This window comes from Amycolatopsis australiensis, assembly GCF_900119165.1.
Taxonomy (GTDB): domain Bacteria; phylum Actinomycetota; class Actinomycetes; order Mycobacteriales; family Pseudonocardiaceae; genus Amycolatopsis; species Amycolatopsis australiensis.
Genome location: NZ_FPJG01000006.1, coordinates 2,137,693 through 2,157,927 on the forward strand (window position 1 = coordinate 2,137,693; position 20,235 = coordinate 2,157,927).

Annotated in this window: 19 protein-coding genes and 1 riboswitch; of the genes, 9 read left to right on the plus strand and 10 right to left on the minus strand. The window is 71.6% G+C overall.

The genetic code is table 11. From position 1 onward, the window contains the following. The first annotated feature begins 236 nt into the window (after positions 1 to 236). From BT341_RS11540 to BT341_RS11560, 6 genes are all read left to right on the plus strand, one after another. Positions 237 to 1,661, plus strand: a complete 1,425-nt coding sequence (locus tag BT341_RS11540; protein ID WP_072476282.1) for a resuscitation-promoting factor — start codon at positions 237 to 239, stop codon at positions 1,659 to 1,661. A 116-nt stretch (positions 1,662 to 1,777) separates the two neighbouring features. Next, positions 1,778 to 2,617 (plus strand): 16S rRNA (adenine(1518)-N(6)/adenine(1519)-N(6))-dimethyltransferase RsmA, encoded by an 840-nt coding sequence (gene rsmA, locus BT341_RS11545; protein ID WP_072476283.1) that lies wholly within the window; start codon positions 1,778 to 1,780, stop codon positions 2,615 to 2,617. A 124-nt stretch (positions 2,618 to 2,741) separates the two neighbouring features. Then, positions 2,742 to 2,832: riboswitch (SAM riboswitch) on the plus strand. A gap of 209 nt (positions 2,833 to 3,041) precedes the next feature. Next, the gene (locus BT341_RS11550; protein WP_072476284.1) at positions 3,042 to 4,052 is read left to right on the plus strand and encodes a methionine ABC transporter ATP-binding protein; all 1,011 of its coding nucleotides are present in this window, start codon (positions 3,042 to 3,044) and stop codon (positions 4,050 to 4,052) included. Positions 4,053 to 4,220: 168 nt separating this feature from the next. Beyond that, a complete protein-coding gene (locus tag BT341_RS44210) occupies positions 4,221 to 4,487 on the plus strand; it encodes a hypothetical protein (RefSeq protein WP_143168529.1) in 267 nt (88 codons plus the stop codon). Beyond that, on the plus strand, positions 4,475 to 5,434 hold the full coding sequence (locus tag BT341_RS11555) for a 4-(cytidine 5'-diphospho)-2-C-methyl-D-erythritol kinase (RefSeq protein WP_072476285.1): 960 nt from the start codon (positions 4,475 to 4,477) through the stop codon (positions 5,432 to 5,434). Before BT341_RS44210 ends, BT341_RS11555 begins: the two co-directional genes overlap by 13 nt. Positions 5,435 to 5,482: 48 nt before the next feature. Further along, positions 5,483 to 7,246 (plus strand): ABC-F family ATP-binding cassette domain-containing protein, encoded by a 1,764-nt coding sequence (locus BT341_RS11560; RefSeq protein WP_072476286.1) that lies wholly within the window; start codon positions 5,483 to 5,485, stop codon positions 7,244 to 7,246. Position 7,247: 1 nt separating this feature from the next. On the opposite strand, the gene BT341_RS11565 is transcribed toward BT341_RS11560, so the two are convergent. Next, positions 7,248 to 8,321, minus strand: coding sequence for a helix-turn-helix transcriptional regulator (locus BT341_RS11565; protein WP_072476287.1), 1,074 nt, complete (start codon positions 8,319 to 8,321; stop codon positions 7,248 to 7,250). Beyond that, positions 8,318 to 8,539 (minus strand): hypothetical protein, encoded by a 222-nt coding sequence (locus BT341_RS11570; RefSeq protein WP_072476288.1) that lies wholly within the window; start codon positions 8,537 to 8,539, stop codon positions 8,318 to 8,320. The genes BT341_RS11565 and BT341_RS11570 overlap by 4 nt, the downstream gene beginning before the upstream one ends. 274 nt (positions 8,540 to 8,813) lie before the next feature. Between BT341_RS11570 and BT341_RS11575 the strand changes: the two genes are divergently transcribed. Next, positions 8,814 to 10,502: a fatty acyl-AMP ligase gene (locus BT341_RS11575; RefSeq protein ID WP_072476289.1), complete on the plus strand. Its 1,689-nt coding sequence runs from the start codon at positions 8,814 to 8,816 to the stop codon at positions 10,500 to 10,502. Between the two features lie 156 nt (positions 10,503 to 10,658). Here the strand turns inward: BT341_RS11575 and BT341_RS11580 are convergent, their stop codons facing one another. The 4 genes from BT341_RS11580 to BT341_RS11595 form a co-directional block, all read right to left on the minus strand. Beyond that, entirely contained in the window at positions 10,659 to 11,015 is a 357-nt protein-coding gene (locus tag BT341_RS11580; protein WP_072476290.1) for a DivIVA domain-containing protein, read from the minus strand. A gap of 171 nt (positions 11,016 to 11,186) precedes the next feature. Then, a complete protein-coding gene (locus tag BT341_RS47265; RefSeq protein WP_072476291.1) occupies positions 11,187 to 11,501 on the minus strand; it encodes a DivIVA domain-containing protein in 315 nt (104 codons plus the stop codon). Positions 11,502 to 11,522: 21 nt separating this feature from the next. Further along, complete coding sequence (pth, locus tag BT341_RS11590) at positions 11,523 to 12,116, minus strand: aminoacyl-tRNA hydrolase (protein WP_072476292.1); 594 nt, start codon at positions 12,114 to 12,116, stop codon at positions 11,523 to 11,525. A 52-nt stretch (positions 12,117 to 12,168) separates the two neighbouring features. Then, the gene (locus tag BT341_RS11595; protein ID WP_072476293.1) at positions 12,169 to 12,774 is read right to left on the minus strand and encodes a 50S ribosomal protein L25/general stress protein Ctc; all 606 of its coding nucleotides are present in this window, start codon (positions 12,772 to 12,774) and stop codon (positions 12,169 to 12,171) included. A gap of 339 nt (positions 12,775 to 13,113) precedes the next feature. On the opposite strand from BT341_RS11595, the gene BT341_RS11600 reads away from it, so the two are divergent. Both BT341_RS11600 and BT341_RS11605 read left to right on the plus strand, forming a co-directional pair. Continuing rightward, positions 13,114 to 14,229 (plus strand): hypothetical protein, encoded by a 1,116-nt coding sequence (locus tag BT341_RS11600; RefSeq protein ID WP_072476294.1) that lies wholly within the window; start codon positions 13,114 to 13,116, stop codon positions 14,227 to 14,229. A gap of 98 nt (positions 14,230 to 14,327) precedes the next feature. Further along, positions 14,328 to 14,969 carry an NAD(P)-dependent oxidoreductase gene (locus BT341_RS11605; RefSeq protein WP_072476295.1) on the plus strand — a complete coding sequence of 214 codons (642 nt, stop codon included), beginning with the start codon at positions 14,328 to 14,330 and terminating at the stop codon, positions 14,967 to 14,969. A 51-nt stretch (positions 14,970 to 15,020) separates the two neighbouring features. Here the strand turns inward: BT341_RS11605 and BT341_RS11610 are convergent, their stop codons facing one another. The 4 genes from BT341_RS11610 to BT341_RS11625 all read right to left on the minus strand — a co-directional run bounded on the left by BT341_RS11610 (position 15,021) and on the right by BT341_RS11625 (position 20,206). Continuing rightward, the gene (locus tag BT341_RS11610; RefSeq protein ID WP_072476296.1) at positions 15,021 to 15,890 is read right to left on the minus strand and encodes a TIGR03621 family F420-dependent LLM class oxidoreductase; all 870 of its coding nucleotides are present in this window, start codon (positions 15,888 to 15,890) and stop codon (positions 15,021 to 15,023) included. Positions 15,891 to 15,954: 64 nt separating this feature from the next. Next, positions 15,955 to 16,935 carry a ribose-phosphate diphosphokinase gene (locus tag BT341_RS11615; protein ID WP_072476297.1) on the minus strand — a complete coding sequence of 327 codons (981 nt, stop codon included), beginning with the start codon at positions 16,933 to 16,935 and terminating at the stop codon, positions 15,955 to 15,957. Further along, entirely contained in the window at positions 16,932 to 18,404 is a 1,473-nt protein-coding gene (gene glmU / locus BT341_RS11620) for a bifunctional UDP-N-acetylglucosamine diphosphorylase/glucosamine-1-phosphate N-acetyltransferase GlmU (protein ID WP_072476298.1), read from the minus strand. Before glmU ends, BT341_RS11615 begins: the two co-directional genes overlap by 4 nt. Positions 18,405 to 18,451: 47 nt before the next feature. Then, positions 18,452 to 20,206 carry a GGDEF domain-containing protein gene (locus tag BT341_RS11625; RefSeq protein WP_072476299.1) on the minus strand — a complete coding sequence of 585 codons (1,755 nt, stop codon included), beginning with the start codon at positions 20,204 to 20,206 and terminating at the stop codon, positions 18,452 to 18,454. Positions 20,207 to 20,235 lie beyond the last annotated feature (29 nt).

The following is a 20,235-nucleotide window of genomic DNA, read 5'->3' on the forward strand; positions in this document are numbered from 1 at the left end:
CACGACACTCCGGGGGGTGTTTGCGCAACCCGCCGCGACCCGTTACTGTCCCGTGATCGTGCCGGTCGGTACTGCACTCAGCAGTTGCCGGCTGTTACGCCCACAGTCACGTCAGTGCACGTCGGGGAAGCGGAACCGGAGTGAGGTACGACCCGGAACCGTGACGATGGCGCCGGCTGCGGGCCCAGACGTAAAGACGTCGCCCCGAACGGCGTCTTGGGAAAGGGAACGACCCGGTGACAGGTAGCAGACAGGCTGGAGCGCGCTCTACGGCCGTTCTCGACCGCGAGTTCGAGGACACCGCGTACGGCCAGCTCGACTTTTCTGACGACCCGAACATCACGCAGCAGGACATCCTCGCCGCGCTCGGCCCCGACGCCGACGCGATGATGGCCGAGATCGACGTCGACGTCGACGAGCTGATCCGGCTCATCAACGCCGAGACGACGTACCTGCCCCCGATCGTCATCCCGGACGCGCTCGAGGCGGACCGCACGGCGTCCCCGCAGGCCCGCAAGGCCGCGCTCGACGAGGGCATCCGCGAGACCACCAAGGTCTGGAAGCGCCGGTTCCTCAAGGGCGCCGTCCTGTCCGTCATGATCAGCATCGCCGGCGGCGGCGCGGCCGCGCTGGCGATGAACAAGAGCATCACCGTCGACGTCGACGGCCAGCAGCAGACCGTGCACACCTTCGGCGACACCGTCGGCGAGGTGCTCGAGGACGCGGGCCTGTCCGTCGGTGCGCACGACTCGCTGTCGCCCTCGCCGCAGGCCGAGGTCGGCGACGGCGGCGTCATCAAGCTCGAGCGCGGCCGCCAGCTGAAGCTGATCGTCGACGGCGCCGAGCACACCTCCTGGGTCCGCGCGACCCACCTCGGCGACGCGCTCAGCCAGCTCGGCATGGCCGGCGTCGACAAGCCCGGCACGTGGATGTCGATGCCGAAGAACGGCGAGCTGCCGCTGCAGGGCGCGACTGTCGAGATCAAGACGCTGAAGAACATCACGCTGTACGACGGCGCCAACGCGCCGAAGAAGGTCCAGACGACGGCCGTCACGACGAAGGAGTTCCTGGGCGAGTACAAGCTCACCCTGGGCCCGGAGGACCAGGCCGAGGGCGGCCTGGACGTCAAGCTGGTCGACGGCGCCGAGGTACACATCAGCCGCACCGGCGTCTCGACGGTCACCCAGAAGGAGACGATCGACCCGCCCGAGCAGCGCGTCGACGACCCGGACCTGGACAAGGGCAAGACCGAGGTCGAGGACCCCGGCACGCCCGGCGAGAAGATGGTGACCTACAAGGTCACGCAGAAGAACGGCAAAGAGGTCTCGCGCGAGAGCGTCTCCGAGCAGGTCATCACCCAGCCGAAGCCGAAGATCGTCCACGTCGGGACGAAGAAGGCCCCGACCCCGGACATCGGCGACGGCTCCGCGTGGGACCGCATCGCGCAGTGCGAGTCGGGCGGCAACTGGGCCATCAACAGCGGCAACGGCTACTACGGCGGCCTCCAGTTCGACAAGCGCACCTGGGACGCCTACGGCGGCGACCAGTACGCGGCCTACCCGAACCAGGCGTCGCGCGAGCAGCAGATCGCGGTCGCGGAGAAGGTCCGCGACGCCCGCGGCGGCTACAGCGCCTGGCCGGTCTGCGGCAAGAAGGCCTGAGGTCTTTCCGAAACAGCCCTCGTCCGACCGGACGGGGGCTGTTTCGCGTGCGCGGGCCTCGCACGGCAGGTTGCACCGAGCGGGGCGCGCCGGAGTGCGCTCGGTAGGCTCGTCCGGTGGTTGAACTGCTGGGACCTGCCGAGATCCGCGGGCTGGCGGCCGAACTCGACGTGCGGCCGACGAAAAAGCTCGGGCAGAACTTCGTGCACGATCCCAACACCGTCCGCCGGATCGTCGAGCTGGCCGGGATCTCGCCGGACGACGTCGTCCTGGAGGTCGGGCCCGGGCTCGGGTCGCTCACCCTCGGGCTGCTCGCCACCGGCGCCCGGGTCGTCGCCGTCGAGATCGATCCCAAGCTCGCGGAACGGCTGCCCAAGACCGTCGCCGAGCGGGCACCCGAGGTGGCCGGGAACCTCACCGTCGTCGGGGCCGACGCGCTGCGCGTCACCAGCGCCGACCTGCCCGGCGCGCCCACCGCGCTCGTCGCCAACCTGCCCTACAACGTCGCCGTCCCGGTCGTGCTGCACCTGCTCGCCGAGGTGCCGTCCCTGCGGTCCGGGCTCGTGATGGTCCAGACCGAAGTCGCCGACCGGATGGCGGCCGCGCCCGGCAGCCGGATCTACGGCGTGCCCAGCGTCAAGCTCGCCTACTACGGCCCGGCACGCAAGGTCGCCGCCGTGCCACGCTCGGTGTTCTGGCCCGTGCCGAACGTCGATTCCGCGCTCGTCGCCTTCGAACGCGGTGCCGCTCCGGCGTCCGACGACCGTGACCGGCTCTTCGGTCTCGTCGACGCCGCTTTCTCACAACGCAGGAAGACGCTCCGCGCCGCGCTCGCGGGCTGGGCGGGGTCGGCCGAACGGGCCGGTGAGCTGCTGACGGCCGCCGGCGTCGACCCGAAGAGCCGCGGCGAGCAGCTTGACGTGCACGACTTCGCCCGGATCGCCGCCGCGCGTTAGCTCCACTGTGGAAGCGGTGAAAATACGCCTTCCGCGCGCCGCTTCCCGCGATCCGGACACCTCCAGTCGTGTGATCTGGGCCAACGGGCTTGCTTTCGCTCCTCGGGATCGGTTTTACTCAGTACGTCCATCCCGAGCGACTGAGAGACCTGGCTCGCCGAAGTCGCAGCAACCACCCTCCGCAGGGCAGGTGCTACCGCCAGGACCGATGGAGGCCGTTTCCGATGAAGAGGGTAGCTCGCCCCCTGCTCCTGACCAGGCGTCGCGTCGTCGACGAAGGCCGCCGCTCCGTGACCGCATGTCGGCGCTCCCGCTGAGCTTTCCCGAGCCGGTCCACCTCTTCTTCCTGCACCGTCCATAACGGACGGAATTCGCTTGCGGCCGGGTGCCGCGCGCTGCGCGCACCCCGTTTTCTGGAGCCTTCGTGATCACCGTCGAAAACCTGTCCAAATCCTTTGCTGCCAACGGAAATTCGGTCATCGCCCTGCGCGACGTGAGCGTCGACGTCCAGGCGGGCTCGCTGTTCGGCGTGGTCGGCCCCGCCGGGTCGGGCAAGTCCGTCCTCGCCCGGTGCATCGCGCTGCAGGAGCGCCCCGACCGCGGCGTCGTCCGCCTCGACGGTCTCAACACCGGCACCCTCGACGGCCGGCGGCTCCGCGAGATCCGCCGCCAGCTCGGCGTCGTCTCGACCAAGCCCGAGCTTCTCGCCGAGCGCACCATCGCCGGCAACATCGCCTCCCCACTGGAGCAGCTCGGCGTCGACGGCCCGCAGCGCCGCAGCCGGGTCGGCTCCCTGCTCGACCTCGTGGGCCTGACGCAGCGTGCGGCGCAGCGTCCCGGTGAACTGACCGCCGGCCAGCTCCGCCGCGTCGCGGTCGCGAAGGCGCTCGCCGCGGCTCCCGCCGTGCTGCTCGCCGACGACCCGACCGCCGGGGTCGACCCGGAGGAGGCCGGCGCGGTGCTCACCGTGCTCGACCGCGCCCGCTCCGAGCTGGGCACCACCGTCGTGATCACGACGCCGGACGCCGGCGTGGTCCGGCGGGTCTGCGACGACGTCGCGGTGCTCGAAGACGGCACGGTCGTCGAGCGCGGCACGGTCCTCGACCTCATCTCGAACCCGGCCAGCCGCACCGCGCAGGCGCTGCTGCCCGCGATCGAGACGACGCGTTCGCAGGCGGCGCGCTACGACCGCTCGGTCGACGTCGTGCTGGTCGGCTTCGCGTCGGTCGGCGCGCTGCTGCCGGAGGCCGCGGGCCGGTTCGACGTCGAGTTCGCCACCATCGGCGGCGGCCTGACCCGGATCGGCGACACCCCGGTCGGCCGGTTCCGCCTGGGCGTCCGCGGCGAGCGGGCCGACGCGGCGCTGGCATGGGTCGCCGAGCGCGGCGGCCACGTGACGCACACCGCGCGCGGCCCCCAGGGCGTCGCGGCCTGACCCGGACATCCGTGAATGCCACATTCAGGGACACGGCGTTCCTGAATGTGGCATTCACGGCAGCGGACGCGAGCCGGAACCCGAACAGTCCGATCAGGATCGCGGACAGCTGCGGACGCAAGGCAGCTCCTGCGCGAAATCGCCGAGCGCGAAGGTCGCTTCGGGCCGGTGATCGGCCTGGCCCGGCGCAACGCGACGGCGCTGAAGGCCATCGCGCCGGGCGCCGACCGGATGCTCGGGCTGCACGCGCGGCTGTGCGGTGGCTCGGACGACCCCGAGGCGAGCCTGCGGGCCCGGTCGCCCGGGTCGCCGTCCAGCTCAACGGCCTCGAAAGCACGCCGCGCACGCCGCCGGAGGTGGCGCTGGACGTCGGGCTCGGCATCCTTTCTCCTGGTCGGAACGCGGGCACGTAGGCTGGTCGGGTGCTCGCCGTAGTTCCGCCCCCAGTCACCGTGAGGGTCCCGGCCAAGGTCAACCTGCACCTTTCGGTCGGTGACCTGCGCGAAGACGGTTACCACGAGCTGGTCACCGTGTTCCAGGCCCTGTCGCTGACCGACGAGGTCACCGTCGCCGTCACCGAAGAGCCGGGGCTGGAGATCTACGGCGAGGGCGAGGGCTCGGTGCCCGCCGACGGCACCAACCTGGCCTGGCGCGCGGCCGAAGCGCTCGCCGCGCACGTCGGCCGCGGCGAGCCGAAGGTCCGGATCGTGCTGCGCAAGGGCATCCCGGCCGCGGGCGGCATGGCGGGCGGCAGCGCCGACGCCGCGGCGACCTTGGTCGGGCTGGCGAGCCTGTGGAACCTCGACATCACGCGCGACGAGCTGGCCGAGATCGCCGCCGGACTGGGCAGCGACGTCCCGTTCGCGCTCTACGGCGGCACGGCGCTGGGCACCGGGCGGGGCGAGCAGCTGGTCCCGGTGCTGTCGCGGCACACCTTCCACTGGGTGCTGGCCTTCGACGCCGAAGGACTGTCGACGCCCAAGGTCTTCAAGGAACTGGACCGGCTGCGGGTGGACGGCAACCCGCCGCGGATCGGCTCGCACACGCCCGTCGTGGAGGCGCTGGCCTCGGGTGACCCACGGCAGCTGGCGCTGCTGCTGGGCAACGACCTGCAGGCGGCGGCGGTTTCGCTGCGGCCGGGCCTGCGCCGGACGCTGCGGGCCGGCGTCAACGCGGGCGCGCTCGCGGGCACGGTCTCCGGCTCGGGCCCGACGTGCGCGTTCCTCTGCGAAGACGCGCAGACGGCGGTCGAGGTCGCCGCGGAGCTGTCGGGCGCCGGGGTGTGCCGCACGGTCCGCGTCGCGCACGGCCCGGTCCCCGGCGCGCGCGTGGTCGGCGGCGACGACGCACCGCGCCCGATGCCGCCGCGGGTGCACGCCTGAGGCATCCACCATGGATTCCCCCAATCTCGGAAAGGAACGGCTGAGCGGATGGCCAACCTGGTCAACCTGGAGGCGGTGAGCAAGTCCTACGGGGTGAAGCCGCTGCTGGACGGCGTCTCCCTCGGCGTCGCGGCCGGGCAGCGCATCGGCGTCGTCGGCCTCAACGGCGGCGGCAAGACCACCCTGCTGGAAGTCCTTTCCGGACTGACCGAGCCGGATTCCGGGCGGGTGAGCCACGTTCGCGACCTGCGGATGGCCGTCGTCACCCAGCGGACCGAGCTGCCCGGCGGCAGCACGGTCGGCGACGTCGTGCTCGAACGCTACGGCGCCGAGCACGAATGGGCCGCCGACGCGCGCGTCCGGTCCATTGTGGACGGCCTGGGCATCACCGCGATCGGGCTGGACACGCCGACCGCCAACCTCTCCGGCGGCGAGCGGCGCCGCGTGTCGCTGGCCGCCGCGCTGACCGGCGAGCTCGACCTCGTCGTGCTCGACGAGCCGACCAACCACCTGGACGTCGAAGGTGTCCGCTGGCTGGCCGACCACCTGCTCGCACGCCGGATCGCGGTCGTGGTCGTCACGCACGACCGGTGGTTCCTCGACACCGTCGCGAGCCTGACGTGGGAGGTCGCGAACGGCCGCGTCGAACAGTACGAAGGCGGGTACGCCGACTGGATCTTCGCGCGCGCCGAGCGGGCCCGGCTGGCCGCGTCGGTGGAGGAGAAGCGGCAGAACCTGGCCCGCAAGGAGCTGGCGTGGCTGCGCCGCGGCCCGCAGGCGCGCTCGTCGAAGCCGCGCTACCGCGTGGAGGCGGCCGAAGCGCTGATCGCCGACGTCCCGCCGTTGCGTGACTCCGTCGAGCTGATGGCGTTCGCGAAGCGGCGGCTGGGCAAGACCGTGCTGGAGCTGGAGGACGCGAGCTACGCGGTGGGCGAGCGGACGCTGCTCGACCACGTCACCTGGCGGATCGGGCCGGGCGACCGGATCGGCCTGGTCGGCGTCAACGGCTCGGGCAAGACGTCGCTGCTGAAGCTGCTGGGCGGAGACGTCGAGCCGTCGACCGGGCGCCGGATCGAAGGCAAGACCGTCGCGCTCGCGCACCTGCGCCAGGAGCTCGACGACCTGCCCGGCGAAATGCGCGTGCTGCAGGCGATCGAGCAGGTCGCCGGCCGCGTCGTGTTCGGCAAGCAGGAGATGACGGCGTCGCAGCTCGGCGAGAAGCTCGGCTTCCCGGCGGCCCGCCAGTGGACGCCGGTGGCGGACCTCTCCGGCGGCGAGCGGCGCCGGCTGCAGCTGTGCCGGCTGCTGATGGCCGAGCCGAACGTGCTGCTGCTCGACGAGCCGACGAACGACCTGGACATCGACACGCTGCAGCAGCTCGAGGACCTCCTCGACGGCTGGCCGGGCACGATGGTCGTCGTCTCGCACGACCGCTACCTAGTGGAACGGGTCTGCGACACGGTGGTCGCGCTCTTCGGCGACGGCCGCATCACGCACCTGCCGGGCGGCATCGAGGAGTACCTGAACCGCCGCGCGGCGGTCCGCCCGGTCGCGGGCCCGGCGCCGTCGGCGGAGAAGGTGGAGGCCAAGAAGTCGGCGGCGGACCTGCGCGCGGCCCAGAAGGAACTGGCGCGCCTGGAGCGCAAGCTCGACCAGCTGCACGCCAAGGAGCAGAAGCTGCACGCGGCCCTGCTGGAGGTGGCCACCGACCCGGCGCAGCTGATGGAGCTCAACGCCGAGCTGAAGGGCGTCCAGGGCGAGATCTCCGACGTCGAGGCCCGCTGGCTGGAGACGTCCGAGCTGCTGGAGTGACTCAGGAGCACGCGGGCGGCTGCCGGACCGGCCGTTCGTAGTCGTAGAGCTTGAGGTAGATGCTCGGCACGTACCCGAGGTCCTGGCCGTGCACGGCGATCTTCAGCCACGTTTTCGTGGTCTGCGGCCGGTTGTCGCCGATGAGGCCGTCGTCGGTGAACTCCTCGCCGGTGTCCAGCCGGCAGGTGACCTCCACCCACGTCTTCGTCTCGACCGTCGACGTCACCTTCGCGTCCGCGCGCGGCTGCTCGAACACCGACATGAGCCGGGCCGCCAACCCGACGTCGACCTCGGCCGTCTTGGGCCCCGGCGGCACCGGCGTGCCGACGGTGACGGTGGTGGTGGGCCCCGGCTCGGACAGCGACTCCGGAAGGTTCGTCGCGGACCAGAGGCCGAGCCCGCCGACGAGCAGCCCGGCCAGAGCCAGCACGCCGACGGCGGCGACGGCCAGCTGCCAGCGCCGCAGCTGGGCGCGCAGCGGGACCAGGGCCGTCTCGACGTAGACCTCGGGCCGGGCCAGCGCGCCCAGCCGCGCCTTTTCGGCGGCCCTGGCGAACCTCGTCGTCCAGTTGCCGACCTCCGCGTCGGTCATCTCCATGGCCTGGAGCACGTCCTGGAGCAGGGACATGTCCGGCACGCGCTGCCCGCGCAGCACCGTGGACAGCGTGCTCTTGCTCCACCCGGACGTCTTCGCCAGCTTGTCCAGCGGCAGGCCGCGGCGCTGCCGCTCGGCGTTGAGCGCGGTCGCGGTCATGCGCAGCAGTTCGCGTTCGTCCTCCTCGACGGGTGCCGTCTGCGCGGTCCGGCGCTCTTCGTCGGCCGCGGCCCAGAGCCGGCGGACGTGGTCCGGGTCGCCGCCTGCCGTCCGGGCGAGCGCCGTGACGACCGTCAGCGACGGGAACGCCTTGCCGCTCGCCGCCCGCGAAAGCGTCGACGGGGAGACCTTGAGGTCGTTGCCGAGTGTCCGCAACGACCGGCCGCTCCCCTCGATCAGCCGCTTCAGCTCCCGGGTCAGCGCTTCCTCGGCCTCGCCCGGCGAGCCGCTCTCGGCGGCCGTGGTTTCGTCGGTCGTCACGGCTGGACAACGTCCGGCGCGGGCCCGGTGTTACGGCGCCGGCCGGCGAGGGCCGCGGTGAGCTGGACGAGCGAACCCAGGACCGTGACGACGGCGTCCGGGGTGTGGCCGGCCAGCAGCAGCACCGCGGCGAAGGCGAACACCAGCAGGACGATCGGGTCCGCCGGGACGGCACACAGCCCCGACAAGCGGCGGCGGACGGACGGGAACACGGACATGAGGACCTCCCCGGATCTCGCGCCGGCTCCCCGGCCGGCGTCGTCCTGCGATCGTGCGGGCCGGGGAAGGCGCCGGGAAGGCGAAGGCCGTTGCGACTTCGTGCGTGCCGGCCGTTGCGGCCCGGCGAACGTGCGCGCAACGGCCGGGCAACGCGCAACGGCGGCGCAGGCCACCGCCGTGAACAGGGGCGATCGGCCGCGCAACACCGGGGGACACCGCTGTGTTCGCCAGTTGGCACGCGGACGTTGACACTCAGACAGTAATGTTCCCGCCATGAGCAGGTTCGTGGACACGCTCGTCGCCACCGCGACGGAGCGGGGTCAGCAGCGTGGCATGGTCACCGGGGAGCCGAAGGAGCCGGTCCGGCGGACCTGGGGCGAGGTGCACGCCGAAGCCCGGCGGATCGCCGGCGGGCTCGTCGCGGGCGGGTTCGAGCGCGGCGGGGCCGTCGCGGTGCTGGCGGCGGCGCCGGTCCTCATCGCGCCGACCGTGCAGGCCGTGTGGCTGGCCGGCGGCAGCGTCACCATGCTGCACCAGCCGACCCCGCGCACCGATCTCGCCGAGTGGGCCGAGGACACCGTGCGGGTGCTGGGAATGATCGGCTCGGACCTGGTGCTGCTGGGCGAGCCGTTCGACCAGCTGGCCCCGGTGCTGGAGCAGAAGGGCATCGGGTTCAAGCTGATCACCGAGCTGGCCGGGGCCGAGCCGCTCGCGGACGTCGTCACCACCGAAGAGGGCGACACCGCGCTGCTGCAGCTGACGAGCGGCTCGACCGCCGACCCCAAGGCCGTCCGGATCACGTACGGGAACCTCTACTCCAACGTCAAGGCCATGGTCGAGCGCGCCGAGTTCGACTTCGACACCGACGTCATGGTGTCGTGGCTGCCGACGTTCCACGACATGGGCATGGTCGGGTTCCTGACCGTGCCGATGACCTTCGGCGTCGAGCTCATCAAGATCACGCCCGTCGAGTTCCTGGCGGGGCCGTTGATCTGGCCCGAGCTGATCACCAAGTACGGCGGCACCACGACGGCGGCGCCGAACTTCGCCTACGCGATCGTCGGGCGCCGGATGGCCCGCGTCGACGACGACGACGCCTACGACCTGTCGAAGCTGCGCATCGCGCTGAACGGCGCCGAGCCCATCGACGAGACCGCGGTCCAGACCTTTGTGGACGCCGGCGCGCGGTTCAAGATGCCCGCGGAATGCGTTTTCCCGGCCTACGGCATGGCGGAGGCGACTCTTGCGGTGTCGTTCGCGCCGTTGTTCACCGGGCTCACGCTGGACGTCGTCGAGGCCGACGCGCTGGAGGCGGAGAACCGCGCGGTGCCGGTGCCCGAGGGCGACCCTCGGCGCGGCACCGACAGCGTCCGGTCGTTCGCGCTGCTGGGCCGTCCGCTGGACGGCTTGGAGGCGGAGATCGTCGACGATTCCGGCCGGCGGCTCGGCGAGCGCGAGGTCGGCGAGATCCGGCTGCGCGGCGAGGCTGTGACGCCCGGCTACCTGACGATGGAGGGCCCGGTCGCGACGCAGGACGCCGACGGCTGGCTGAACACGGGCGACCTCGGCTACCTGGTCGACGGCCAGATCGTCATCTGCGGCCGCCGCAAGGACGTCATCATCATGGGCGGCCGCAACCTGTACCCGACGGACATCGAGCGCGCGGCGACGTCGGTCGAGGGGGTGCGTGCGGGCAACGCGGTGGCGGTCCGGCTGGACGCGGGCAGCCGCCGCGAGCGGTTCGCGGTGGTCGTGGAGTCGAAGCTGGCGGGCGACGCCGAGGCGGAGAAGAACCTGATGAAGCAGGTCTCGGCCCGGGTCCGCGACGCGGTGGACATGCGCCCGTACGCGGTGGTGGTGCTCCCGGCGGGCAGCCTCCCGAAGACGCCGTCGGGCAAGGTCAAGCGAGCGGCGACGGCCGTCCAGTTCGCGGACCGGATCCACAAGAACGCGGACGCCTGACCAAAGCGCCCCAATGTGGCCTTGGGTGCGTGTGGCGCACCGAAGGCCGCCTTGGGTGCGTGTGGCGCACCGAAGGCCGCCTTGGGTGCGTGTGGCGCACCGAAGGCCGCCTTGGGTGCGTGTGACGCACCGAAGGCCGCCTTGGGGCGCTTCGGGTCAGCGTTGCTGGAGGCGTTCCGCTCGGAGGGTGGGCGGGGTGGCGCGCTCCGTTGTCGCTTCCGCTGCCGTGCGGGCGCCCGGGAGGTCCGGGGCCTGGCCCGTGCGGGCGGCGAGCTGCTCCTCCACCGCGTCGAGGAACTCGTCGACTTCGCGCTCGTCGTAGCCGCGCTTGCCGATCAGCGGCTTCGAGAACATCACGTGGTGCACTTCGGCGGCGGTCAGGTCGTCCTCCTCGGCGAGCGTCTTGGCGATGCGCCGGACGAACTCGTCGACCTCGTGCTTCGCGTAGCCACGGCGGCCGATCGGGGCGTTACCGAAGGTGACCTCGGCGAGGTCTTCGGCGGTGAACGACATGGAACTCTCCGTCTCCGGGGTCTGGCGGTGCGAACTCCCGTACACCGTCCTAACCCTTGAACGGGTTCCCCCGGAAGGGTCGGACCCGAAGCTCACCCCGACGGGCGGCGCTGAGCCGCGATCGAGTGAGCCGGGACTACCCAGCGCTGTGTGGCCGGTTTCACACCGTCGTTAGCCGCGGCCGAACCACTTCCGCGGGCCCTGCGGCCGCGGCTGCTCGGCCGGCGGGCGCGGGTTCCGCAGCTCCACCAGCGCCGCCTCGGCCTCGTCCAGGAACAGGTCGACCTGGGCCTGGTCGTAGCTGCGCATGCCGACCGGCATGATCGTGAACTCGACGTAGTGGATGTCGTCGGGGGTGAGGATGTTGCGGCCGGAAAGGGCCTCGGCGATCAGGTCGAGGAACGCGTCGACCTCGTCCTCGTTGTAGCCGCGCCGGCCGAACCGGGGTCTGCCGAACGCGATCGCCCGGACGTCGTCGGGGGTCATGGCCTCACCTTGCCACCGATCTCAGCCCGCATGGAAGGCGTTCTGCGCGGCCGCGAGACCGGTGCCGATCAGCGCCTCGGTCGCGTCCGCGCACCGATCCACCTCGAACGGGAGCTCCTTGCGCTCGACCGTCGAAAAGTCCTTCAGCACGAAGTCGGCCGGGTCCTGCCTGCCGGGCGGGCGGCCGATGCCGAACCGGACCCGGTAATAGTCGCGGGTGCCCAGCGACTTCGTGATCGACCGGAGTCCGTTGTGGCCGTTGTCGCCGCCGCCGAACTTCAGCTTCAGCGCCCCGAAGTCGACGTCCAGCTCGTCGTGCACCACGACCACGCCGGACGGCGGCACCTTGTAGAACTTCGCCGCGCCGGCCACCGGGCCGCCGGAGAGGTTCATGTACGACCGCGGCTTCACCAGCACGACGCGGCAGCCGGCCAGCCGGCCTTCGAGGACCTCGCCGCCGGTCTTGTGCGCCTTGAACTTGCCGCCCATCCGCGCGGCCAGCTCGTCCAAGACCATGAAACCGACGTTGTGCCGGTTTCCGGCGTACTGGGGTCCGGGATTGCCGAGGCCGGCGAGCAATACCAGCTCGCCGGCCCCGGGCACGTCTTCGGTCATGCGGAAAAGGTAACAGCGGAGCGAAACTCCTCCGCCGAGGGAGGAAGGCGGATTATTCGGCCGCTTCGGCGGACTCTTCGCTCTCGCCGGCCTCGGCCTCGTCGCCGCCCTCTTCACGCTGCGGCTCGTTGACCGCCACGACCAGCGACTCGGGGTCGGTGACCAGGGTGGCGCCCTTCGGCAGCTCGATCTGGCCGGCGAGGATCTGGGTGCCGACCTCGGCGCCCTCGATCGAGACCTCGACCTGCTCGGGGATGTGCAGCGCCTCGACCTCGATCTGCAGCGTGTCGACGTCCTGGTTGACCAGGCCGCCGGGGCCGGGGGTGCCGGACACGACGACGGGGATGTCGACGGTGACCTTCTCGCCGCGCTTGACGACCAGCAGGTCGACGTGCTCGATGTAGTTCTTCAGCGGGTGCACCACGATGGTCTTGGTCAGCGCCAGCTCGCTGGTGCCCTCCAGGTCCAGGGTGATGACGGCGTTGGAGCCGTTCTCGCGGACGACGCGGGCGAACTCGATGGCCGGCAGCGCGAAGTGCCGCGGGTCCGAGCCGTGGCCGTAGAGCACGGCGGGGATCTTGCCGGCGCGACGCGTGCGGCGCGCGGCGCCCTTGCCGAACTCGGTGCGCGGCTCGACGGACAGACGTACCTCGGACACGGTGTGGCACTCCTTCAGATCAAGAACAGCATGCAGCGGCGGGGGAGCCGGTCGCTTTGTGGCAACGGTGTACGGGCGGTTTCGGCGGCGAGTTTCCGGGCGTGCACGACGACGGGGGCTACTCGAGCCGCCGCGTCGATCACGCCGGGCACCCCAGAAGGGCCCCGCCTCGCCGAGACAACCTCAAAAGTGTAAACCAACCTCATCACGGTGGGTTGCGGCGGGTGCCCGGCCCAGGCTAGAACCCTCCTGAACCCCGGTGCGTGACGACACAAATCCGGTGGCGGGACTCCACCGGCCGAGGTGTGCTCGGACGCAGCGGAAGAGCAGGGGCGACAGATGCGGGCTCGACGGGGCATCGCGGCGGCGGTGCTGCTGCTGGGCGGGCTGCTGGCCGGGTGCCAGGTGGCGGTCCCCGGCACGGCCGGGGTCTCGGTCGCCGGCCGGCAGACGGCCGACCGGCGGGCCCAGCAGCGCGACGCGGTCGACGCGGCCCTCACCGCGCTGGGCCAGGCGCCCGCGCTCGCCCTGAAAGCGACGACCAACGGCGCCGAGCAGCAGTTCCGGGTCACCCGCGGCGGCACCGCCGTCGGGGCGCTGCCGCTGGACGGCCGCGTCATCCAGGTGACGGCGGCCGCCGGCCAGTTCTACCTGCAGGCCGACGCGGACTACTGGAAGGCGCACGCCATCGACGAGGGCACGCAGTTCGGCACGAGCTGGGTGCGCTCGCTCGGCACCGAGCTGCCCTTCGACCCGGCCGCCCGGTTCGCCCCGCAGGCCCTCGCCGACGGGCTGCGCAAGGCACTGGCCGGTCTCGACCGGCTGAGTGACCCGGTCACGGTGAAGCTGCCGGACGGTACCGAAGCCTACGAGCTCGGTACCGCGCCGAGCGTCCTGCGCGTCACCACGGCCAAGCCGAACCGGGTCGTCAGCTTCGCCCCGGCGCTGCTCGACCCGCAGGCCGGGCCCAAGTTCGGTGCCGAGTTCCAGGTCGCCCCGCTGACCGGCGACGCGCTGAAGGCGTTCCACGCCGATCTCGACACCGCCGTCGGCGGGCTGGGCCAGCCGTTCGAGGCGCTGGTGCAGGCCAGCGCCGTCGTCACGAACGACAACCTCGACTGCAAGGACTTCGTCGGCTCCTGTATGACGACGGTCGACGTCTCCAACAGCGTGGTCGGCTCGCCGGCCTCGGGCGGCAAGAGCGTCGTCCACATCACGCTGTCGGTCGAGGTGAGCGCGGAGTCGCTCGGCGCGCAGACGTGCACGGCGGCCGGTGACGCCGAGCCGTACGCGACGATCAAGCTCTCCTGCGCGGTCAAGTTCAAGCTGCCCAACCGCACGGCCAGCTACCAGGTGCTGTCCAAGCCGAACGCGACCGCGGAGGTCCGCGCGGCGCTCGACGCGAACGCCGTGAAGGAGAAGGTCGCGGCCGAGTTCGCGGGCCTGGGCGGCTGAGCTGGACACCTACCCCGGGGTGCGTTGCTTCCGTTGAAGTAGGTGATCTTCCGTTCCTAGCATCGGCTGCACACAGCCGACTCGAACGGGAGCAGGACATGGCCAAGCTGGTGATTTTCGGAGCCACCGGGTACGCCGGGGGCAAGATCGGCGCCGAGGCGCTGCGGCGCGGGCACGAGGTGGTCGGCGTCGCACGCAACGCCGGCGCGGTGCCTGAGGGCGTCGACGAGCGGCAGGGCTCGCTGCACGACGAAGCGTTCGTGGCGGACCTGGCGAAGGACGCCGACGTGTTCGTGGTCGCGACGCCGGCCCGCGCGATCGACGGCAAGAAGCTGGTCGACGCCGTGCCGTCGCTGGTGCGGATCGCGCGTGAGCACGGGGTCCGGCTGTCGTTCGTCGGCGGCGCGTCGAGCCTGCTCGTCGCCGAAGGCGGCCCGCGGCTGTTCGACACGCCGGAGTTCCCGGCGGAGTACAAGGAGGAGGCCGGCAGCCACGCCGAGGTCCTCGACCTGCTGCGCGAGCAGCCCGAGGACCTCGACTGGTTCTACGTCAGCCCGGCCGCCGAGTTCGGTGCCTGGGTGCCCGGCGAGCGCACCGGCCAGTTCCGCCTCGGCGGCGACATCCTGCTGACCGACGAGAACGGCAGGTCGTTCATCGGCGGCGACGACTACGCGATCGCCTACGTCGACGAGATCGAGCAGCCGAAGCACCGCCGCGCGCGCTTCACCGTGGCTTACTAAGCTTTTTCGGCGTCCGGGTGGCGGAGCCCCCGGCCCGAGGCGGGGCCTCGCTTACCGAAGCTCGCGGATCACCGGCGCGAACGTTTCGAGGACCGGCTCGAACACCGTGATGTAGCTGAAGCCGTACCGCTCGCGCCGCGCCACCAGCTGCCCGGCGATCTCCTCGACCGTGCCCAGCAACAGCTGCGGCGCGTCGAGGAGTTCCCGGGCGTCCGCGACCGCGCTGCGCTCGGTCAGCTCGTGCCAGTGCGCGGCGGCCTTCTCGCGGTCGTCGGTGATCTCGACGTGCTGGACCAGCATGTTGTACTCGGCTTCGCGGTCGCCCAGGTGCGCCCGGACGTACGCGACGCGCTGGTCCATCGCCTCGGCGTTGTCGAGCTTGAAGGTGCCCGGCGGCTTGCCGGGCTGCTGCCGGAGCCCGCCGAACCCGACGACGTCCGCGTGCTCGGCGGCCAGTTCCAGGACCCCGTCGCTGTTGCCCGCGATGAGCAGCCGCGGGTGGCCGATGCCTTCGTCCTCGAAGTGTTTCCGCAGGTAGCCGAGGCTTTCTTTGAGGTAGCCGATCCGGTCGGCCGCCTTCTGCCACGGCAGCCCGGCGTTGTCGAACTCGCTCTTCATGTGTCCCGCGCCGAGGCCCAGGTCCAGGCGGCCGTCGAGCAGCGCGGCGGTCGAGGACGCTTCCCGCGCGAAGAGCGCGAGGTTGTAGAAGGGCACGTTGGACACGAGCGTCCCGAGCCGCGGCCGTTCGGTGACGGCGGCGGCCATGGCCAGCACCGGGAACGGCGCGAAGCGGCCGGTGCCGAGGTGGTCGGGCACGGTGATGACGTCGTAGCCGAGTTCTTCGGCCCGGCGGCACTTGGCGATCCACGCCTCGCGGCTGCCGATTTCGCGGAGGCTGACGCCGAACTTGAAGTTCCCCATGATCGGACGTTAGCCCCGGACACCCCCGCCGGGCGCGGGGTTTCGCGCCCGGCGGAAGGGAATCTCAGGCGTTGCCGTCGAAGAGGGACGTGACCGAGCCGTCCTCGAAGACCTGCTGGATGGCTTCGGCCAGCATCGGCGCGATCGACAGCACCGTCAGGCCCGGGAAGCGCTTCTCCTCCGGGATCGGCAGCGAGTTCGTCACGATGACCTCGCGCGCCTTGCAGGCCGAGAGCCGCTGCGTGGCCGGGTCGGACAGGATGCCGTGGGTCGTCGCGATGACGACGTCGGCCGCTCCTTCGTCGATCAGGGCCTCGGTGGCCTTCACGATCGTGCCGCCGGTGTCGATCATGTCGTCGATCAGGACGCAGAGCTTGCCCTCGACCTTGCCGACCACGCGGTTGGCGACGGCCTGGTTGGGCTTGTCCGGGTCCCGCGTCTTGTGGATGAACGCGATCGGCCGGTCGCCCAGCTGCTGCGCCCACTTCTCGGCCAGCCGCACGCGGCCCGAGTCCGGGGAGACGACGGTGATGTCCGCGTCGCCGTAGGTGGCCTTGATGTGGTCGGCCAGCACGGTCTGGGCCATCAGGTGGTCGACCGGGCCGTCGAAGAAGCCCTGGATCTGCGCGGTGTGCAGGTCGACGGTCATGATCCGGTCGGCGCCCGCGGTCTTGAACAGGTCCGCGATCAGCCGCGCCGAGATCGGCTCGCGGCCCTTGTGCTTCTTGTCCTGGCGCGCGTACGGGTAGAACGGCATCACCACGGTGATCCGTTTGGCGCTCGCCCGCTTGAGGGCGTCCACCATGATCAGCTGCTCCATCACGTACTCGTTGATGGGCGTGGTGTGCGCCTGGATGACGAAGGCGTCGGTGCCGCGGACGGACTCCTCGAACCGGACGAACAGCTCGCCGTTGGCGAACGTGTGCGCCGTCTGCGGGGTGATCGTCACGTTGAGGTGCTCGGCGACCTCTTCGGCGAGCTCCCGGTGGGCCCGTCCGGAGAAGAGCATCAAGTTCTTCTTCGGCGTACCTGACTTCGGACTCATGCTGGCGACTCCCCGTCGGTTCCTGCTGCTGACTCGGCGTCGAGCGCGGCCTGGGCCGCCTCCGCCGCGGGCGTACCCGGCCGGCGCCGGATCGCCCAGCCTTCGATGTTGCGCTGCGGCGGCGCCGACACCGCGAGTGTGCCCGGCGGGACGTCCTCGCGGATCACGGCACCTGCCCCACTGTAAGCGCCGTCACCGATGTGCACCGGGGCGACGAAGGTGTTGTCGGCACCCAACCGGACATGGGAGCCGATAACGGTCCGGTGCTTGTTCACCCCGTCATAGTTCACGAAGACGCTGGAGCAGCCGATGTTGCTGTGCTCACCGATGGTGGCGTCGCCGACGTAGGTCAGGTGCGGCACCTTCGTGCCCGCGCCGATGTCGGCCGACTTCGTCTCGACGAACGCGCCCAGCTTGCCCTTTTCGCCCAGCTTGGTACCGGGCCGCAGGTAGGTGAACGGGCCGACGTTGACGCCGTCGCCCAGCTCGGAGTCCGAACCGTGCACGCGGACGACCGACGCGCCCGCGCCGATCTGCACGTTCGTCAGGGTGCTGTCCGGCCCGACCGTGCTGCCTTCGCCGACCGACGTCGTGCCCTTGAGCTGCACGCCGGGCTCGATGACGACGTCACGGGCCAGCGTCACGCCGGCGTCGATCCAGGTCGTGGCCGGGTCGACGACGGTGACGCCCGCGCGCTGCCAGCGCTGCACGATCCGGCGGTTCAGCTCGGCGCCGAGGGCTGACAGCTGGACGCGGTCGTTGACCCCTTCGGTCAGCCACGGGTCGTCGACGACCAGCGCGCCGACGTGCAGCCCGTCGGCGTTCGCGATGCCCAGGACGTCGGTGAGGTAGAGCTCGCCCTGCGCATTGTCCGTCGAAAGGCGCGAAAGGCCGTCGCGCAGCACTGCGGCGTCGAAGGCGTAGACGCCCGAGTTGATCTCGGTGATCTCCGCCTGCTCGGGGGTGGCGTCCTTGTGCTCGACGATGCCGGTGACCTTGCCCGCCGGGTCGCGCACGATGCGGCCGTAGCCGGTCGGGTCGGCGACCACGGAGGTGAGCACGGTGACGGCGTTCTTCGCGTCGGTGTGCTCCTCGAGCAGGGCGCGCAGCGTCGTCGTGTCGAGCAGCGGGACGTCGCCGTAGCTGACGATCACGGTGCCGGTGAGGTCCGGCGGCAGGGTGGCCAGCGCGCACGACACGGCGTGGCCGGTGCCCTTCTGCTCGGCCTGCACGGCGGTGCCGACCGGGCGGCCGAGGGCGTCCCCGATCCGCGCGAGGCGCTCGCCGACCAGCTCGCGGCCGTGGCCGATCACCACGACGAGGTGTTCCGGGCCCAGGCCGGCGGCGGCCCGGACGGCGTGCTCCACCAGGGGCCGCCCGGCGATGGGGTGCAGCACCTTGGGGGTGGAGGAACGCATGCGGGTGCCTTCACCCGCGGCGAGGATCAACGTGCTCAGCGGGCCGGTCAACGACGCTCCCAACGGTTGCCAAGGGTGGCTTCTGTCGGGCACCGATCCTAACCGGGCTCTTCGGTCTCCCACGCCGGGTCGGTCGGAGGGGACTCGCCCGCCCACGCGGCCGCCGGATCGGCGGCCATCGAGTTGGCCGACGCGACCTGGTTGCCGCCGCCGCGTTTCGCCTGGTACATGGCCGCGTCCGCGCGGGCGAGGACCTGCTCGCCACGCTCCTGCGGCCGCAGCGACACGAGCCCGATCGACAGCGTGACGCCGTGCGAGAGGTGGTGCGGCAGGTTCGCGACCGACTTGACGGCGCGGCCGAGCGCCATCTTCGCCGCCGACGCCGGAGTGCCCGGGAGCAGGACGATGAACTCGTCGCCGCCGTAGCGGGCCACGAGGTCGTCTCCGCGCAGGGCGTCGCGAAGCGTGCTCGCGACGACGCGCAGCACGTTGTCGCCCTCGGCGTGCGACTGCTTGTCGTTGACGCCCTTGAAGCCGTCGAGGTCCACCAGGGCGACCGCGAGAGGCTGCGCGTCGGCCGACGAAGCCAGCTGGCGCAGCTTCTCGTCGAGCGCGCGCCGGTTCGGCAGGCCGGTGAGCGGGTCCTGCAGCGCCTGCTGGGTGATCGCGCCGTGCTCGGCGGACAGCCGTTCGTGCTCGCGGCGGGCGTTCAGGGTGGCGATCTGCGACTCGCGCAGGCTCCACATCTCGATCTCGAGCCGCCGCGCGTAGTCGATCAGCGACTCGCTGGCGCCGGACGCGTAGTCCGGGCTCGTGTCGAGCCGGGCCAGCTCGCGCGCGATGTTCAGCCGCATGGACGGCTGCGAGGTGTCGTCGGTCAGCGACTCGCGGGCGCCGCGCAGCACGTCGAGCGCCTCACCGCGACGGCCGGCCTTGTCCAGGCAGCGGGCCAGCGCGATGGCGACGATCTCGCGTTCGCCGGGGTAGCCGGTGCCTTCGTGCAGCTGCCGGAGCCGGTCGATCTGGTCGGCGCTGGGGCTGTGCAGCGCCTGCGCCGCGGCCAGCACGCCGACCTGGTCGACGGCCGGGACGTTCGCCTTCCGCGGGAACAGCGACTCGGTGAACGGCCCTTCGGCGGCGACGGCCATGGACGCGGCCGTCCGGAACTTCTCGGCGCTCTCGTCGTACTCGTCGATGCGTTCCAGCCGCAGGCCCCAGCCGAGCAGCATCTTGACCCGGTTCATCAGCTGCAGCGTGATCTCGTGCGGGCTGGCGCTCTCCCGGATCGCGGCGGCGGCCCGGCCGATGACCTCCTCGGCGGCCTCGTACACGCCCAGCTGGTTCAGCACGATCCAGCAGTCGTTCAGCGTCGACCACAGCATCCGGTTCCAGGCGCGGATGCCGACCTGGCGGTTCGGGATGGCGGAGTCGTCGAGGATGGCCAGCGCGCGGGCGATCTCGGTGAGCGCCGGGTCCTCCTGCGCGGCGATCACCAGCCGGCGGCCGCGCAGCGCGTGCGCGTCGGCCCGCAGCAGCGCGAGGCCGTGGCGGCGGGTGTGCGCGAGCATCTCGTCGAGCCGCGGCTCGGCCTCCGCGGCCAGGCCGCGGGTGATCAGCCGGGCGATCGCGGACGCGCGCAGCAGCTGCGCGATCATCGTCGGCTCGCCGCGGCGCTGGGTCTCGTCGAGCAGCTCGTCCATCTGCCCGACGATCTGCAGCTGCTGGGTGTACTCCGCCCGCTGGACCAGGGCGATCAGCTCCCGCGCGCGCCCGACGAGCCAGGCGTCGGACATCTCGGCCAGCGCGGGCCGCCTGGCCGCCCCCGGGTCGGTCGCCTCGTCGGTCAGCGCCAACCTCCCGGTGTCGTGGGTTCGGGGTCCTT

Coding starts and splice junctions, on each gene's coding strand:
- BT341_RS11580 (WP_072476290.1), bottom strand. CDS start 11,015: ATGTCGTTCACCGCCGAAGACCTCGCCGAGGTCACCTTCGGTAACGCC.
- BT341_RS11605 (WP_072476295.1), top strand. CDS start 14,328: ATGGCCAAGCTGGTGATTTTCGGAGCCACCGGGTACGCCGGGGGCAAG.
- BT341_RS47265 (WP_072476291.1), bottom strand. CDS start 11,501: ATGACCCCCGACGACGTCCGGGCGATCGCGTTCGGCAGACCCCGGTTC.
- BT341_RS11600 (WP_072476294.1), top strand. CDS start 13,114: ATGCGGGCTCGACGGGGCATCGCGGCGGCGGTGCTGCTGCTGGGCGGG.
- BT341_RS11610 (WP_072476296.1), bottom strand. CDS start 15,890: ATGGGGAACTTCAAGTTCGGCGTCAGCCTCCGCGAAATCGGCAGCCGC.
- BT341_RS11560 (WP_072476286.1), top strand. CDS start 5,483: ATGGCCAACCTGGTCAACCTGGAGGCGGTGAGCAAGTCCTACGGGGTG.
- BT341_RS11615 (WP_072476297.1), bottom strand. CDS start 16,935: ATGAGTCCGAAGTCAGGTACGCCGAAGAAGAACTTGATGCTCTTCTCC.
- BT341_RS11575 (WP_072476289.1), top strand. CDS start 8,814: ATGAGCAGGTTCGTGGACACGCTCGTCGCCACCGCGACGGAGCGGGGT.
- BT341_RS11570 (WP_072476288.1), bottom strand. CDS start 8,539: ATGTCCGTGTTCCCGTCCGTCCGCCGCCGCTTGTCGGGGCTGTGTGCC.
- pth (WP_072476292.1), bottom strand. CDS start 12,116: ATGACCGAAGACGTGCCCGGGGCCGGCGAGCTGGTATTGCTCGCCGGC.